Source organism: Pedobacter sp. CFBP9032, assembly GCF_034045265.1.
In the GTDB taxonomy this organism is placed as follows: domain Bacteria; phylum Bacteroidota; class Bacteroidia; order Sphingobacteriales; family Sphingobacteriaceae; genus Pedobacter.
In genome coordinates, this window is record NZ_JAXCWE010000006.1 from 278,332 (window position 1) to 293,685 (window position 15,354).

The following is a 15,354-nucleotide window of genomic DNA, read 5'->3' on the forward strand; positions in this document are numbered from 1 at the left end:
CACGAGTAAATGGAAAATATTACCTGCCAATTACCCACCTAAACCGTGTTTTATTGATTAAGTATATTGTTAATAACGTAGTGCCATAGACTATAATAAATCTACTTGCTATAAATAAAAGCATGTAGAAAAACGACATCTCTTGTAAAGAGGGAAATTGAAATGGTCGGTATACCTCTGGCAATAATTGCGAAACAAATATATAATGAATGAGATACACACCGAAAGTAGTTTCTCTTGGCTTCAAATATTTAACAAAGTTGAATTCTCTTATTTTAAATAAAAAGAATATCGTGGCTATCGAATAAATAATGTTACTTAATCTCAAAGTATTATAAGGATCGTCGCTTTTTAATTTCATTAGGTAGATAATGTCAAAAACTGCTAAACAGAAAGTAATCAGGAACAATGCAACAAAAATATGCATTGGTATCTTTTCAATCAAAATCTCAATTTTGTTCCAGTATTTATTTAACATTGCTCCTAGCCACAGATAGAATATAAATCCAAATATTGCTACAGTATGCGATGTTATAAACCATTCGAAATAGACATTTGCACTATATATTAAGCTTAGCATTAACAGTAAGCCTCCTAACCACCACTTATAAAGATATTTCTTAAAACATAGCAATATTGCGATGCAAAACATAAAGTTGATGATAAACCAGTAGTTAGTAAATAAATAAATCATTTCAATTTTCTCTATCAATAGCTTCTTCAAATGAAAATCACCAGAATGATTTAGAGCAATAAACTTTTGAATAAGGATGGCACATAGAAAAATTAGTGACCAAATTAACCACGGTAGAAATACGGTAGATAATCTTCGTTTAAAATATTCCCATGATGAGTAAGTTGTAAATTTACTACCAAGCAAAAAACCAGCTAATAAAAAGAATGAAATCGTACCAAATTTTGAAAATTGGATTAATCCAATGTAAACGATGTATTTTAGAGTAAAACTAGTAGAAGTATAAGTTTCATTGTAAGTACAATGTTCCATTACGATTCCGATCATTGCAATGCATCTAATGGTATCTATAAAATCAAAATTCTTCTTTACCGGGACTGTTGGTTTTTGTAATTCAATATCCATTAAAAATGTTTGGGTAGACGACTGAGCAAATATGAAGTAAAAAAAAGAGTCCATAATTAATTATAGACTCTTTAACATTTTTGTATAGAAAATTTTACAAAGCAAATTTAATGATTGTACTGCAGCATCCAAAACTTAATTCCTTCATTTACATAGCCTCCATAATTTGCATTAATATTATTATAATAATGATCACCGTTTACCGAGGCATAGTAACTATATATTGGAGTTGTTCCATTAACTCCTCCACCAGGATATACATAACCAACAATACCCTCATATAAATAATTATTATAATTGTCTTTAACCGTTGTATAATAATGATCTTTAGCAATAGAAACTGAAGTATAATATCGGTAAAGGGGAATAGTTCCGGTTTTCTGAATAGTGTGCACATAGCCTAATACTTTTTCGTAAGTAAAACCTGATCTATCTTTCTTCGATGTAGTATAAAAATGATCACCATCATTGCTGTAGTATTGATAAAGCTCCATAGTATCTTCTTCAGGTAGTGGGTAGGTCGTGACTTGTTGATTTTGTAAAATATAAAATTCTGATCCCTGCAAACTATACCCCGTAAAAGTACCAGGACCATCAAAGAAATAATAATCCTTACTAGTAGAATTATAATGTTTAACAATCGGTCGTGATTTTGTCACAGGATTTGTATAAACATAACAAGCAACTCCTCTATATACATAATCCCCCTCTAAATTATTGGACAATTGAAAACTATATTGATATTTATTATAAGTACTACTATGGTAGACATATAAAGGCGAAGTACCAGCTTCTTGAGTTTTAAAAACATACCCTAATATTGAAGAATAATTTTCCGCAACCCAATTGGTGGAATAGAAGTGCGTTCCATTAGAGGCTCTGTAGTATTCATAAAACGGAACAGCTCCAGCAACAGGTGGTGTATATGACGGAGGAGTCGTAGGAGTAGTTGGCGTAGTTGGTGCTAATGTGGTAACGAAATCGTAATTTTTAAAATTAAATGCATTTACGGATTCTTGAGAATCAAACTGATAAAAAAGAAATATTTTATTTCCGGGTATTAATTTACTTTTTTCAATTGATACAGTTATTGTTTCTGATTTTAAAAAAATGTTTGTTCCAAAAGTACTATTAGTCACATTATGAGAGTTTTCAAAAAAAACTGGCAAACCATTTGACCCACCTGTTGTTCCTAATGAATAATAGAAGTTCACTGATGCTCCATTAGCAGGCCTAGAATATGTTATTTGATACTTTACTTCCGTTGTAGCAGAATTTGGATTAATTAAAACTTTACCATCTAATAAATACTCTGAAAGTATTTCAAATCCACTTATATTTCCTTGAGCTTTGGTAAAATATACAGAAAAAATAAGCACCATAAATAAAATTGTTTTCTTCATATTATTTGGAATGAGATTGTAAATAAAGTTTTGTCAAATCGGTTTTATTTATTTGTTCTACACCAAATACAGAAAATTGCTCCGTACTTTCATCATATCTAATTTCTTTCAAATTAATTTCAATAGTTGTACTTAAAAATGCTTTTAATTGACTTAAGCTGATATCATCATTTTTCCTAATCGTAGCGATTGGAGCTTCACTTTTTTTACAGCCTTCCAATATTGTTAGACATATTATTGTCGCTAACACTAGTTTTTTTGCTTCTCTTAACTTCCTTAACATGATTATATTTTTACACGAAATTGCCAATAATTATTACTGATTTTGATAACCTTTACTTATCATTATTTACTAATTATATATACATTTGTAAACCTTAGAAACACAATAATTATCAGTTCTCAAAAATGTTAGACGTAGGAACTACCTTAAGAAGGTATCGAGACGAGCGCCAGTATACGCAACAGTATGTAGCCAACATCATAGGAATAAGCAGAGTAGCTTACAGAAAATGGGAAAACAATGAAGTTGATTTCGCACTTTCTCAACTCAAAAAAATTGCAGAGTTATATGAAATACCGATTCATCAAATCATCTTTCATTCATAATTCAGCAAAAATCAAATCCTTCCAATACAATAGAAAGGGCATTAATATTATTAATGACTAGGTTAATATTTAATTCATCACTAATCTAAAGCTTTATTCAAACTTAAAATTATCCGATAATTCTAAGTTTGAAAAATAATGAACACAAAAAAAATGACCCTTTTGGGGTCACTTAAATTTTATAATGGTTTGATAACTTATAGTTTTCTCGCTACTTCTACTTGTTCGTAAGCTTCTACAATATCACCAACTTCGATGTTATTAAAGTTTTGAATGTTTAAACCACACTCGTAGCCTTTTAACACTTCTTTTACGTCATCTTTAAAGCGTTTTAGTGATGCTAATTCACCTGTATAAACAACTACACCATCTCTAACGATTCTGATCTTGCTGTTACGGGTAATCTTACCATCTAATACCATACAACCTGCGATGGTACCCACTTTAGTAATTTTGAAAGTCTCACGAATTTCAACGTTAGCCACAATTTTCTCTTCGAACTCTGGATCCAACATACCTTCCATCGCTGATTTAATCTCATTGATTGCATCATAGATGATAGAATATAAACGAATATCAATTTGCTCTTGTTCAGCTAGTTTACGCGCACCAGTTGATGGACGAACCTGGAAACCGATGATAATTGCATCAGAAGCTGAGGCTAACAATACATCAGACTCTGAAATCTGACCAACACCTTTACTAATGATATTAATTTGAATTTGCTCAGTCGAAAGTTTCAATAATGAATCGGCTAATGCTTCAATTGAACCATCCACGTCACCCTTAACAATGATGTTAAGTTCTTTAAAGTTACCGATAGCCAAACGACGACCGATCTCATCAAGTGTAATGTGTTTTTGCGTACGTAAACCTTGTTCACGTTGTAATTGCATCCGTTTGTTTGCAATATCACGTGCTTCAGTTTCGCTTTCAAGTGCGTTGAAACGATCACCCGCAGTTGGTGCACCCTGCATACCCAAAACCTGTACCGGTTGCGACGGACCAGCCGATTCAACCTTTTGTCCACGTTCGTTGGTTAATGCTTTAACACGTCCGCTGTAACTACCAGCTAAGATTGGATCTCCCACTCTTAATGTACCAGCCTGAACCAATACCGTAGTTACAATACCACGACCTTTATCTAATGCAGATTCAATTACAGAACCTGTTGCTCTCTTGTTTGGATTCGCTTTAAGTTCTAATAACTCAGCTTCCAATAATACTTTGTCTAAAAGTAAATCAACATTTAGGCCGCTTTTACTTGAAATTTCTTGCGATTGATATTTACCACCCCAATCTTCAACCAAAATATTCATTACAGATAACTGCTCACGTACTTTATCTGCATTTGCACCTGGTTTATCCACTTTAGTAAAAGCAAATACCAATGGTACACCTGCCGCCTGTGCGTGATTAATGGCTTCTTTTGTTTGAGGCATCACTGCATCATCCGCTGCTACCACGATAATCGCGATATCGGCAACCTTAGCACCACGTGCACGCATCGCTGTAAAGGCTTCGTGACCTGGTGTATCCAGGAACGTTACTTTTTTACCTGAAGGCGTAGTTACCATATAAGCACCAATGTGCTGGGTAATACCACCCGCCTCACCAGCTACCACATTTGCTTTACGGATATAATCCAGCAATGAGGTTTTACCGTGATCGACGTGACCCATAATCGTAACAACCGGAGCTCTCTCGATTAGATCTGCTTCGTTATCTATTTCTTCGATTACATTTTCTTCGTCTTCATCTGGTTTAACGAATTGAATTTCGTAACCAAATTCATCAGCAACAATGGTTAAAGTTTCTGCATCTAAACGCTGATTAATGGATACGAACATTCCAAGACTCATACAAGTACCAATAATTTTGGTCACCTGCACATCCATCATGCTCGCCAGTTCATTAGCCGTAACAAATTCAGTTACCTTTAATATTTTGGATTGAGATTCAAGTTCATTTGCTGCTTCTTCTGCATTAAATGCTACATCATCACGTTTCTGACGACGTAATTTAGCACGTTGCGCGAATTTACCAGATTTACCTGCTCCACTTAAACGAGCAAGTGTTGCTTTGATCTGATCTTGAATTTCTTTCTCTGTAGGTTCTTCTTTAGGTCCGCTTGGTGTAGCATTTCTATTTTGGAAACCACCTGGTCTATTGTTATTTCTATTTCCCTGGTATGGTGTACCACCTTGTCCGGCAGGTCTGTTACCCTGGTATGGCGTACCGCCACCTGGTCTGTTACCTTGGTAAGGAGTACGAGGCGTACCTGATGCACCTGGCTGACCCGGGCCCGGAGGATTTTGTCCTTGCTGGCCTTGACCACCATGTTGACCTGGCTGGCCCGGAGCTCCTGGAGTTTTTTTACGTTTACGTTTACGTTTAGCAGCTTCACTATCACTAGATGATGCCACAGGACCGTTTCTTCTGTCTGGCGTAGTTGGTAAAACAATTTTACCAATAATATTAGGACCAGTTAATTTAACAGTACGAGCTTTGATTACTTCAGGCTCGTTAGTTGCTGGCTTAACTTCTGCAGGTTTCGCCTCTACCGGTTTTTCTTCCGCCTTAGGTTGTTCTACTGGTTTCACTGGCTCTGGTGCTTTTGCAACTGGTGAAGGCGTAGGTGCCGGAGCAGCAGGAGCTTCCTCCTTTTTAACTTCCACTGGTTTTTCTTCAGCTTTTGGTTGTTCTACAGGTTTTACTGGCTCTGGTGCTTTTGCAACTGGCGCAGGCGCAGGTGCCGGAGCAGCAGGAGTTTCCTCTTTTTTAGCAGGGCGTGTTTTTGAGTTAAGATCATTTAAATCGATCTTTCCAACAATTTTCACGCCTGGTAATCCGCTTTCTTCCGCTTTATCTTCTGTCTTAGTTGCTGCAACTGGCGCTGCTGCCGCAGGAGTTGGGGCCGAAGTTTCTACCTTAGGAGTTTCAACAACCTTCGGTTTGTCTACCGGAGGAGTAGATGTTTGAGTATTCTTAATCAGAACCTCTTCATTTTTCTCGAAATCGGTATTTTTCTTCGGCGCTTCTACTGGCTTTTCAGTCTCAGGCTCGTCACGACGTATTTTACCAATCACTATTTGCTTGGCTTCTTCTCTTACGATCTTATCTCCCTGATACTCTTTCAATAAGGCACTATACATGTCTCCCGTAAGTTTAAACATCGGGCTCTTCTCGGCAGAGAATCCCTTTTTGTTTAAAAACTCAACGGCCGTACCCATGCCTATATTAAGTTCCTTAATAGCTTTAATTAAAATGATTGGTTTGTCGTCTGACATTTAGCTCCTGTTATTTTTTAATATAATACAAAAGTAGTGTTTATTTGGCAATTACACCACTTATTCAAATTCTGACTGTAAAATCTGAACCACTTCTTTAATGGTTTCTTCTTCTAAGTCTGTGCGTTTTACCAAATCTTCTACTGTAAGTGCTAAAACACTCTTAGCAGTATCGCACCCGATAGCCTTTAATTCATCAATAATCCAGCTATCGATCTCATCTGAGAATTCTTCCAAATCCACATCTTCGTCACTTTCTTCTCCAGCCTCACGGTAAACATCAATTTCATAACCAGTTAACTTACCGGCTAGTTTTATATTATGTCCGCCACGTCCAATTGCTAATGAAACCTGATCTGGTTTTAAATAAACCGATGCATGTTTGGTCTCATCATCCAATTTAATAGAAGTGATTTTTGCCGGGCTCAAAGCACGGGTGATATATAATGAGATATTATTTGTGAAATTAATCACATCAATATTTTCGTTTTTCAATTCGCGAACAATACCATGGATACGAGATCCTTTCATGCCCACACAAGCGCCAACCGGATCAATACGGTCATCGTAAGATTCTACCGCAACTTTAGCACGTTCTCCTGGCTCACGAACAATTTTCTTAACCGTAATTAAACCATCGAAAATTTCCGGAACCTCTAATTCAAACAAACGTTGTAAAAACTCAGGCGCTGTTCTGGAAATAATAATTTTCGGATTCGCATTGATCATTTCTACTTTAGAAATTACTGCTCTCACAGAATCACCTTTTTTGAAATAATCTGCAGGAATTTGTTCAGTTTTAGGCATTAAAAGCTCATTACCTTCATCATCCAAAACTAAAGTTTCCTTTTTCCAAACCTGGTAAACCTCGCCAGTGATGATTTCACCTACGCGATCTTTATATTTTTTGAAAATTTCGTCTTTCTCTAATTCCAATACTTTAGAAACCAATGTCTGACGTGCAGCTAAAATTGCCCTACGACCGAAACTTTCTAAAGTAATCTGTTCAATATAATCATCTCCAACCTCTAGTGTATTGTCTAATTTAGAAACCTCAGCAAGCTCAATTTCTAAATCGTCATCTTCAGAGAAGCCGTCTTCCATTACTTTTCTGGTTCTCCAGATCTCTAAATCCCCGTTATCCGGGTTCACAATTACGTCACAGTTTTCGTCTGTCCCGTATTTTTTACGCAACATGCTACGAAAAACCTCTTCCAGCACACTGATCACCGTAGGGCGATCTATATTTTTGAAATCTTTAAACTCTTGGAAAGAGTCGATTAAATTAATTGTTGTAGTACTCATTTTTTACTTAAATGAAATTAACACACTTGTTTCTAATATATCATTAAACAGTACCGTTGTTTCAACATTTACCGCTTTTTTCCCTTTTTCTTTAACCGATTCTTCCAGAACTAGATTATCATCTGTAACCGTTAAAAGCTTTCCTTCCTTTTTGAGTCCATCTTTAAATTTAACACTTAGCGTACGACCAATGTTTTTTACGTATTGGCGATTTAATTTTAATGGCTCCCCAACACCTGGAGAAGAAACTTCTAAATTATAAGCCTGCTCAATTACGTTTTCCTCTTCCAGATGAAAACCTACATGCCTGCTAATGGCCACACAATCCTGTATGCTAATACCCTCGTCGCCATCAACATGAATAATTAATTTATGATTTGGCAACATTTTCACTTCAACCAAAAAAAGCTCTGGCCGATCTGCAATTTTTTCCTCTACGAGGCTTGCAACTTTCTTTTCTACCTGCATATTTTAACCTGATTTCATAGAAAAAGGGGACATTGTCCCCTTCTCTTTTCTTCGATTACAATGCAAATATAGTACTTTATCACGAAAAATCAAATACTTATCTTATTATTATGCTGATTATTAACGTTTAAGTACCTGCTTTTGCGGCTGTAAATTGTGCCTGGCAGTACCATTAAGTAAGTTACTCAGACCTGCGAACTTAATTCCTATATAATTTTCTACCAGGTAACTTTTATTTTTTTGAAATGGTTGTTCAGGCACGAAAACAACAGAATCTCCTGCTACCTTAACTTTCCCAGGCACTTCAATATCATCCTGCAAACTATCCAGACCTCCTGGCTTTAAAATAACAGAAATTAAGGCTACGGAATCAGCATTACCTTCATAATGGTTTTTAACCTGGAGTAGGCTCGCCTCATCAATATTTTTGACTACTATTGATGCGCTATCCGCTGAAAACTTAATGACTGGTTTTTTGTTTGTACCTGAACAAGAAATTGACAATCCTATTGTTGTAACAATTAAAAATTTACACAAGCTTTTAAACATTAACAAATTTAAACATTATGAGATTAATTATTGAAGTTCTTTTGATGGGACTTGCCTTTTTTATCGGGGCGAAACTGGTTCCCGGAGTAGAAGTAACCGGATTTATGAGTGCATTGGGCGCAGCCGTGTTAATTGCCTTAGCCAACGCAACTATTGGTTTTATTTTGAGGTTGTTAACTTTTCCAATCAACTTTTTAACATTAGGACTGGTATCATTCATTATCACGGTTCTGATGATTCTTTTGGTAGATAGCATGATGACATCTTTTAACACTACCGGATTCTTTGCAGCTGCATTTTTAGCTATCATTGTTGCGCTAATAAAAGCAATCTTTGGTGCTGTTGCAGGAGAGAAGGAATAGTTTGGAGTCTTTAGTCGAGAGTCATTAGTCCAAAGTTGTTGGTCGAGAGACTTCTTCGATAAAACAAAACAGTCTGTAGTCTTAAGTCCAACTGACTCAAGACTACAGACTGTTGACTTCAGACTTGATCCTACCTTATCACTTCCCTCGAAATAACCATTTTCTGGATCTCAGAAGTTCCTTCATAAATCTGAGTGATTTTTGCATCACGCATCAGGCGTTCTACATGGTATTCTTTTACGAAGCCATACCCGCCATGTACCTGAACAGCCTCAATGGTTACATCCATGGCTACTTTAGAGGCGAATAATTTCGCCATAGAACCAGCCTGTGTATAAGGTAAACCTTGATCTTTCAGCCACGCTGCCTTATAAACTAATAATCTTGCTGCTTCAATTTGTGTGGCCATATCTGCCAGTTTAAAGGCAATGGCCTGGTGTTCTGAGATTGGTTTTCCAAAAGATTTACGCTCTTTAGCATATTGTGTAGCCAGTTCAAAGGCACCCTGAGCTATTCCGAGTGCTTGCGCAGCAATTCCGATCCGACCGCCTTCAAGCGTTTTCATCGCAAACTTAAATCCGAAACCATCTTCACCAATTCTATTTTCTTTAGGCACTTTAACATCATTAAACATCAAAGAATGCGTATCAGATCCACGGATGCCAAGCTTATTTTCTTTCGGCCCAATAGTAAAACCTTCCATCCCCTTTTCAACAATAAAGGCATTAATTCCCTTATGCCTCAATTCCGGATGAGTTTGTGCAATAACTAAATATGTTGAAGCTGAATTTCCATTGGTGATCCAGTTTTTCGTTCCGTTTAACAGATAGTAATCACCTTTATCCTCTGCAGTAGTACGTTGTGAAGTTGCATCTGATCCTGCTTCTGGTTCCGATAAACAAAATGCACCAATCTTTTCGCCAGATGCCAATGGTTTAAGATATTTTTCTTTCTGTTCTTCACTCCCATAAGCTTCCAAACCATAGCAAACCAATGAATTATTTACAGAAACAACCACTGATGCAGAGGCGTCTATTTTAGAAAGTTCTTCCATTACTAAAACATAAGAGATGGCATCAAGGCCACTTCCATTATATTTTTCGCTCACCATCATGCCCAAAAAGCCGAGTTCACCCAGCTTTTTTACTTGTTCGGCAGGAAACTTCTGATGCTCATCGCGCTCAATTACTCCAGGCTTAAGTTCTTGCTGTGCAAAATCTCTTGCAGCCTGTTGTATCATTATTTGCTCTTCACTTAATTCAAAATGCATAACATTTAGGTATAAAGGGTTAGTAAATCAAATGTAGCATTTCAAATCATAAATTACTATGGCTGCATAGTAATTTTATTGAAATAATAATAAGTAGCCGTTTAGTTTCCATTTGCGGAATCTGTTATCCAGGAATTTTGGAACGAGGTTTTATTAATGTTAAGAAGAGACTTAAACATCCTAAAATAAGAATAAGTAAAATCTGGGAGGAATGGATAATTGTGGCATAAGCCAATCCATCTTTAAAAGATACCGCGTATAAAACCAAAGATTGTACTACCATCCAATGGAAAACACCAATCCCACCTTGCACAGGTGCAGCCATAGCAAATCCGGAAAACACCAATGCGGTAAATGCAGCATTAACATGCAGGTTGCTGGTTGATGGAAGGGCTGAAAAGCAGAAATACATGGAAATCAGGTAGAAGCTCCAGATCCCAAAAGTGTAAAGCAGAAAAGACCACTTATTTTTCATTTTGCGATAGGATCCAAATCCCTGCCTGAGGCTTACAAAAATTCTTAGCAACTTTTTGTTTACGCTACGGCGTAAAAAGTAGAATGTTGCGCCGCTTAACATCATAAGTAAAATACCAAATGCCATTAGCCAGATATAATTAACCTGGCTCAGGCGATTTGCGATACTATGATAGAGGTGGTGATCAAGAAAATCAAACACTAAGTCGTACTGAAAAATAAGCAACGCCAGGCTAGTAAGCAGAAGTACAAGTATATCGAAAAGTCTTTCGGTTATTACCGTACCCAAAGACGAAAAGATCGGCACTTTTTCTGTTCTTTGCATTACCGAGCATCGAACCACCTCGCCAAACCGCGGCAAAGCTAAATTGGCTAAATAACCAATGATCACTCCGTGGTAGACATTCCAGAAACTAACTTTATAATGAATAGCTCCATAAAGCATTTGCCACCTTAACGCCCTCAAGACATAGGCAAACCAAACGGATAACGAAGAAATGATTACATAAAAGAGGTTGGCTGTTTTAATTTCCAGCCAAATCCTTTTCAGATCCTGACCTTGAAACGCCAAGTATAAAACACCTACACCAATCAAAAGCATGATGAGGTATTTTACTGCCGTTTTGAGGTCGAGTGTCACAATGCTATTTTAATAAATGATTATTGTCATCCGGAAAAACAAGGATTGGATTATATTTCTTGGCTTCTTCAATAGGAAGGCTACCGTAAGACATGATGATGAGGACATCGCCCAACTGAGCCAGGCGTGCAGTTGCACCATTCAAACAGATGGTCCCGGTGCCGCGTTCGCCTTTTATAACATAAGTTTCGAAACGGGCTCCATTATTGTTATTAACAATTTGTACCTTTTCATTAGCGATAATATTGGCCGCATCCATCAAATCTTCATCTATCGTAATACTGCCTACATAGTTTAATTCAGCTTGTGTTACTTTAACACGGTGTATTTTCGATTTTAATATTGTAATAACCATTTGGCAAAGTTAGTAATAAAAAGGTTGATGATAAAAAGGTTTAAGGTAGAAGGCTTATTTACAAAAAAATAAAATCGAAATTCAAAATTCTTATATGTATTGGACCATAACGACATTTGATCCTGATACTAAAATTTCAATACTTTACACCCTAATCTCAATACTTGATACTCAAATCTTGATACCCTAATCCTCATACCCACTCCCCTAATCTCGATACTATTTAATAATCATATTATCGATTAACCTGGTAGAACCTACTTTGGCCGCAACTAAGGCAACCAGATTTGCTTCATCTTTGGAAGTGGCTGGCTCTAAGGTATTTCCATTAACGATGGTAAAATAATCTAATTCTACCCCCTCCATATTATTATAAAATGTTTTTGCTTTTGCTTCCAGTTCTTCCAATGCATATTCATCGAAGTGTTTAACCACAAACAAGAGGGATTCATTTAAAACCAAAGAGTGCTTTCTATCAAGAGCAGATAAGTGAATGTTGCGGCTACTCATGGCCAGTCCGTCATCTTCCCTAATAATAGGACAGGTGATAATCTGAATAGAAAGGTTGAAATACTCAACCATATTTTTGATCATCAATACCTGCTGAAAATCTTTTTGTCCGAACATCGCGATATCGGGATCAACCGCATCAAAAAGTTTCTTCACAATTTGTGTAACCCCTTGGTAGTGCCCTTTTCTAAACTCACCTTCTAATAAAAATTCGGCTTTTCCCAGATCAATATGCCAGTTTTCATTTTCATCTGAAGGATACATTTCTTCAACATCTGGCATCAGCACGCCATTGCAGCCTGCACTTTCGAGCATGGCTAAATCGTGTTCAATAGGACGGGGATATTTCTCCAGATCTTTAGGATCTGTAAACTGAGTAGGGTTTACGAAAATGCTGCAAATAATAATATCTGCATTTTGCTGGGCAAGTTTGATCAAAGAAATATGGCCATTATGCAAGGCACCCATTGTGGGTACAAGTGCTATTTTTTTACCAGATTCTTTTAATGGTTTTAAGAAAGCTTTAAGCGTTGCTTTGGTTTTAAATATTTCCAATTTGGTCTATCTAAATTAAATGGTAAAGGTGTAAATTAATCTAAACGAAACCAAACAAATGCTTGCTATATTGATAAATAGTATTATTATGCTTACCTTTGCAGCTCATTATCTTTTATTTAACTTAATATTTTCTTATAATATGGAGATGGCCAAAACGAAGCTGCTGATTGTTACACACGAGATGTCGCCTTTCCTCGAGCTTACTAAAATTTCTGAAATAACGCGTCAACTACCACAGGCTATGCAGGAAAAAGGATTTGAAATCCGCATCTTGATGCCTAAATTCGGTAACATCAACGAAAGAAGAAATCGCCTACACGAAGTAATCCGTTTATCAGGAATGAACATCATTATTGATGACAATGATAATCCCTTAATTATTAAAGTAGCATCCATCCCAGCTGCACGCATGCAGGTTTATTTCCTTGATAACGAAGAGTATTTTCAACGCAAACAAGTTTTCAGAGATGCGAATGAAAAATTCTTTGATGACAACGATGAGCGTACTATTTTCTTCTGCAAAGGCGCACTAGAAACGGTTAAAAAATTAGGATGGGCTCCGGATATTGTTCACTGTCACGGGTGGATGAGTTCTTTAGTTCCTGCTTATATCAAAACTACTTATAAAAATGATCCTACTTTCAAGAATTCAAAAGTGGTGTATTCGATTTATGAGGATGGTTTTACAGAAAAACTGAATGAGAAATTCGCAGCTAAAGCTGTAATGGCTAACATGACTGAGGAAGACACAAAAGCTTTCATTCCTGCAGATTGCAACAGTATGCATATTGGTGCGATAACACATGCTGATGCGGTAGTTTTAGCAGATGAAAATCTTGATGCAACGGTGTTAAAATTTGTTAAAGATTCTAATAAACCAACATTAGCCTTTAACTTAACCGATAATTTTGAAAACTTCTATACTTTTTATGAAGAAATTTCAAGTGATGAATTGGTTTCAGTTGCTTAATCAGGTATTATTATTTTAAATATGAAATTTACAAAACAAGACTTATTAACCCTGTTGATAGGTCTTTTTCTTTTTGCATCATGTAAAAACCCAGGTGCTGTCGGTTTAGACGTTGATCCAAACGCAGCTATCGAAGGTACTTTGGTAAACAATGAGCAGATCAGGTCACAAACGATAAAAGAAGGTGATATTACAACCAGTGGATTAACTCAGCATCCGATAGGCTATATGGTTGATCCGATTTTCGGAAAAACAGAAGCCAGCCTGGCAATGTCTGTAGCACCTCCAACTTCCCTTAATCAGGATTTCGGCACCAACTCTACTTTGGATTCTGCTGTATTGGTTTTAAACCTGGGTACCCAGTTCTACGGAGATACTACAACTTCTAAATATAGTATTGATGTATACCAGTTGACTAATAAAATTACCAATTTTAAAAGTTCTGATGTACAGCCCCATAACAGTACTCTATTAGGTAACTTCAATAGTAAAATTTTCCCTAAAACACCTATCAAAATTTTTGACATTATTGCTGGCAAGCCTGATACGCTAAGAACAGTTAAAGCTCAGATCAGAATTCCATTAAACAGGGCATTTATTCAGAGCACCATTTTGGCGCAACCTGCTGCTACCTTTACAACAGCTGCAAGGTTTATTGATTATTTTAAAGGCTTATATGCAGAGGTGAACAAAACATCTTCAACCATTGCCGGTGGTGGAGTAGCTTTTGTAGATCTTGCAGGTACTAGTTCGTTTGTTCAATTGGTTTATAAAAAACCTAATGCCACAAATGGCATTGATACCACGAGCGTGAATTTCCCGATTTCGTTAGCAAACGGTGCTGCCGCAAACATTAAACATGATTATACTGGTACGGATGTTCAAACACAACTCACCAATAATGCTACACAATATAATGTAACGTATTTGCAAGGTTTAGTTGGAGTAAAAACTAAAATCTCTTTTCCAAATCTTGCAAACTTTAGTAATACACATGGTAAAGTTGTAGTAAATAAGGCAGAATTAGTGGTTGATGTAAGTAATGGTTCATTTGCAAATCCGTTCGTTCCGGCAGAGCGATTAGCTTTATATCGCTGGGATATTGCTGAACAACCTACCACTTTACCTGATTACAATAGTTTACTAGCCTCTAATGCTACTGGTTTATTTGGCGGTGCTTACCAATCGTCGACAAACAGATATGTATTTAATGTTACTTCATATGTACAAGGTCTTGTTGATAAAACCATTACAGATTATGGAACATTCTTAGCACCATCATCTATTACTCAATACGATATTTCACCTTCAGGTACATCTGCCGGGAGAGCTGTTATCGGATCTTTTGGTAACGCTACAAATAAAATAAAATTGAATATTTATTACACGAAGATAAATTAACAATTATAATCCTTAAAGAAAACCTCAGCCCGAAATGCTGAGGTTTTTTTATGCCCTGAAAAATTATTTTCACGCTAACCAATCTTTGTTT

Annotated in this window: 15 protein-coding genes; 4 read left to right on the top strand and 11 right to left on the bottom strand. The window is 36.5% G+C overall.

Annotated features, from left to right (window positions below; all coding sequences use genetic code 11):
- Window positions 1-19 precede the first annotated feature (19 nt).
- The 3 genes from SOM16_RS23245 to SOM16_RS13755 are packed head-to-tail and all read right to left on the bottom strand — an operon-like array spanning window position 20 to window position 2,785.
- Entirely contained in the window at window positions 20-1,153 is a 1,134-nt protein-coding gene (locus SOM16_RS23245) for an acyltransferase family protein (RefSeq protein ID WP_414692260.1), read from the bottom strand.
- 53 nt (window positions 1,154-1,206) lie between these two features.
- The gene (locus tag SOM16_RS13750) at window positions 1,207-2,502 is read right to left on the bottom strand and encodes a hypothetical protein (RefSeq protein WP_320464572.1); all 1,296 of its coding nucleotides are present in this window, start codon (window positions 2,500-2,502) and stop codon (window positions 1,207-1,209) included.
- A 1-nt stretch (window position 2,503) separates the two neighbouring features.
- On the bottom strand, window positions 2,504-2,785 hold the full coding sequence (locus tag SOM16_RS13755) for a hypothetical protein (RefSeq protein ID WP_320464573.1): 282 nt from the start codon (window positions 2,783-2,785) through the stop codon (window positions 2,504-2,506).
- 125 nt (window positions 2,786-2,910) lie between these two features.
- Here SOM16_RS13755 and SOM16_RS13760 point away from each other — a divergent pair, with 125 nt between their 5' ends.
- The gene (locus tag SOM16_RS13760; protein WP_320464574.1) at window positions 2,911-3,111 is read left to right on the top strand and encodes a helix-turn-helix transcriptional regulator; all 201 of its coding nucleotides are present in this window, start codon (window positions 2,911-2,913) and stop codon (window positions 3,109-3,111) included.
- Between the two features lie 197 nt (window positions 3,112-3,308).
- Here SOM16_RS13760 and infB read toward each other — a convergent pair whose 3' ends face one another.
- The 4 genes from infB to SOM16_RS13780 all read right to left on the bottom strand — a co-directional run bounded on the left by infB (window position 3,309) and on the right by SOM16_RS13780 (window position 8,723).
- Entirely contained in the window at window positions 3,309-6,401 is a 3,093-nt protein-coding gene (gene infB, locus SOM16_RS13765; protein ID WP_320464575.1) for a translation initiation factor IF-2, read from the bottom strand.
- Between the two features lie 60 nt (window positions 6,402-6,461).
- Window positions 6,462-7,706 (bottom strand): transcription termination factor NusA, encoded by a 1,245-nt coding sequence (gene nusA, locus SOM16_RS13770; RefSeq protein ID WP_320464576.1) that lies wholly within the window; start codon window positions 7,704-7,706, stop codon window positions 6,462-6,464.
- 3 nt (window positions 7,707-7,709) lie between these two features.
- Window positions 7,710-8,174, bottom strand: coding sequence for a ribosome assembly cofactor RimP (rimP, locus tag SOM16_RS13775; protein ID WP_320464577.1), 465 nt, complete (start codon window positions 8,172-8,174; stop codon window positions 7,710-7,712).
- Window positions 8,175-8,294: 120 nt separating this feature from the next.
- Complete coding sequence (locus tag SOM16_RS13780) at window positions 8,295-8,723, bottom strand: hypothetical protein (RefSeq protein WP_320464578.1); 429 nt, start codon at window positions 8,721-8,723, stop codon at window positions 8,295-8,297.
- Window positions 8,724-8,740: 17 nt separating this feature from the next.
- On the opposite strand from SOM16_RS13780, the gene SOM16_RS13785 reads away from it, so the two are divergent.
- Complete coding sequence (locus SOM16_RS13785; protein WP_320464579.1) at window positions 8,741-9,085, top strand: phage holin family protein; 345 nt, start codon at window positions 8,741-8,743, stop codon at window positions 9,083-9,085.
- Between the two features lie 130 nt (window positions 9,086-9,215).
- Here SOM16_RS13785 and SOM16_RS13790 read toward each other — a convergent pair whose 3' ends face one another.
- The 4 genes from SOM16_RS13790 to panC all read right to left on the bottom strand — a co-directional run bounded on the left by SOM16_RS13790 (window position 9,216) and on the right by panC (window position 12,889).
- Complete coding sequence (locus SOM16_RS13790) at window positions 9,216-10,355, bottom strand: acyl-CoA dehydrogenase (protein WP_320464580.1); 1,140 nt, start codon at window positions 10,353-10,355, stop codon at window positions 9,216-9,218.
- A 124-nt stretch (window positions 10,356-10,479) separates the two neighbouring features.
- The gene (locus tag SOM16_RS13795) at window positions 10,480-11,469 is read right to left on the bottom strand and encodes a lysylphosphatidylglycerol synthase transmembrane domain-containing protein (RefSeq protein WP_320464581.1); all 990 of its coding nucleotides are present in this window, start codon (window positions 11,467-11,469) and stop codon (window positions 10,480-10,482) included.
- 4 nt (window positions 11,470-11,473) lie between these two features.
- Complete coding sequence (gene panD, locus SOM16_RS13800; protein ID WP_320464582.1) at window positions 11,474-11,824, bottom strand: aspartate 1-decarboxylase; 351 nt, start codon at window positions 11,822-11,824, stop codon at window positions 11,474-11,476.
- A 219-nt stretch (window positions 11,825-12,043) separates the two neighbouring features.
- Entirely contained in the window at window positions 12,044-12,889 is an 846-nt protein-coding gene (panC, locus tag SOM16_RS13805) for a pantoate--beta-alanine ligase (RefSeq protein WP_320464583.1), read from the bottom strand.
- Between the two features lie 148 nt (window positions 12,890-13,037).
- Here panC and SOM16_RS13810 point away from each other — a divergent pair, with 148 nt between their 5' ends.
- Entirely contained in the window at window positions 13,038-13,862 is an 825-nt protein-coding gene (locus SOM16_RS13810; protein ID WP_320464645.1) for a glycogen/starch synthase, read from the top strand.
- A 21-nt stretch (window positions 13,863-13,883) separates the two neighbouring features.
- The gene (locus SOM16_RS13815) at window positions 13,884-15,263 is read left to right on the top strand and encodes a DUF4270 domain-containing protein (protein WP_320464584.1); all 1,380 of its coding nucleotides are present in this window, start codon (window positions 13,884-13,886) and stop codon (window positions 15,261-15,263) included.
- Window positions 15,264-15,354 lie beyond the last annotated feature (91 nt).

Excerpts from the sequence above, each read along its gene's own strand:
- SOM16_RS23245 (WP_414692260.1), bottom strand. The coding sequence starts at position 1,153 with ATGGACTCTTTTTTTTACTTCATATTTGCTCAGTCGTCTACCCAAACA.
- SOM16_RS13750 (WP_320464572.1), bottom strand. The coding sequence starts at position 2,502 with ATGAAGAAAACAATTTTATTTATGGTGCTTATTTTTTCTGTATATTTT.
- SOM16_RS13755 (WP_320464573.1), bottom strand. The coding sequence starts at position 2,785 with ATGTTAAGGAAGTTAAGAGAAGCAAAAAAACTAGTGTTAGCGACAATA.
- SOM16_RS13760 (WP_320464574.1), top strand. The coding sequence starts at position 2,911 with ATGTTAGACGTAGGAACTACCTTAAGAAGGTATCGAGACGAGCGCCAG.
- infB (WP_320464575.1), bottom strand. The coding sequence starts at position 6,401 with ATGTCAGACGACAAACCAATCATTTTAATTAAAGCTATTAAGGAACTT.
- nusA (WP_320464576.1), bottom strand. The coding sequence starts at position 7,706 with ATGAGTACTACAACAATTAATTTAATCGACTCTTTCCAAGAGTTTAAA.
- rimP (WP_320464577.1), bottom strand. The coding sequence starts at position 8,174 with ATGCAGGTAGAAAAGAAAGTTGCAAGCCTCGTAGAGGAAAAAATTGCA.
- SOM16_RS13780 (WP_320464578.1), bottom strand. The coding sequence starts at position 8,723 with ATGTTTAAAAGCTTGTGTAAATTTTTAATTGTTACAACAATAGGATTG.
- SOM16_RS13785 (WP_320464579.1), top strand. The coding sequence starts at position 8,741 with ATGAGATTAATTATTGAAGTTCTTTTGATGGGACTTGCCTTTTTTATC.
- SOM16_RS13790 (WP_320464580.1), bottom strand. The coding sequence starts at position 10,355 with ATGCATTTTGAATTAAGTGAAGAGCAAATAATGATACAACAGGCTGCA.
- panD (WP_320464582.1), bottom strand. The coding sequence starts at position 11,824 with ATGGTTATTACAATATTAAAATCGAAAATACACCGTGTTAAAGTAACA.
- SOM16_RS13810 (WP_320464645.1), top strand. The coding sequence starts at position 13,038 with ATGGCCAAAACGAAGCTGCTGATTGTTACACACGAGATGTCGCCTTTC.
- SOM16_RS13815 (WP_320464584.1), top strand. The coding sequence starts at position 13,884 with ATGAAATTTACAAAACAAGACTTATTAACCCTGTTGATAGGTCTTTTT.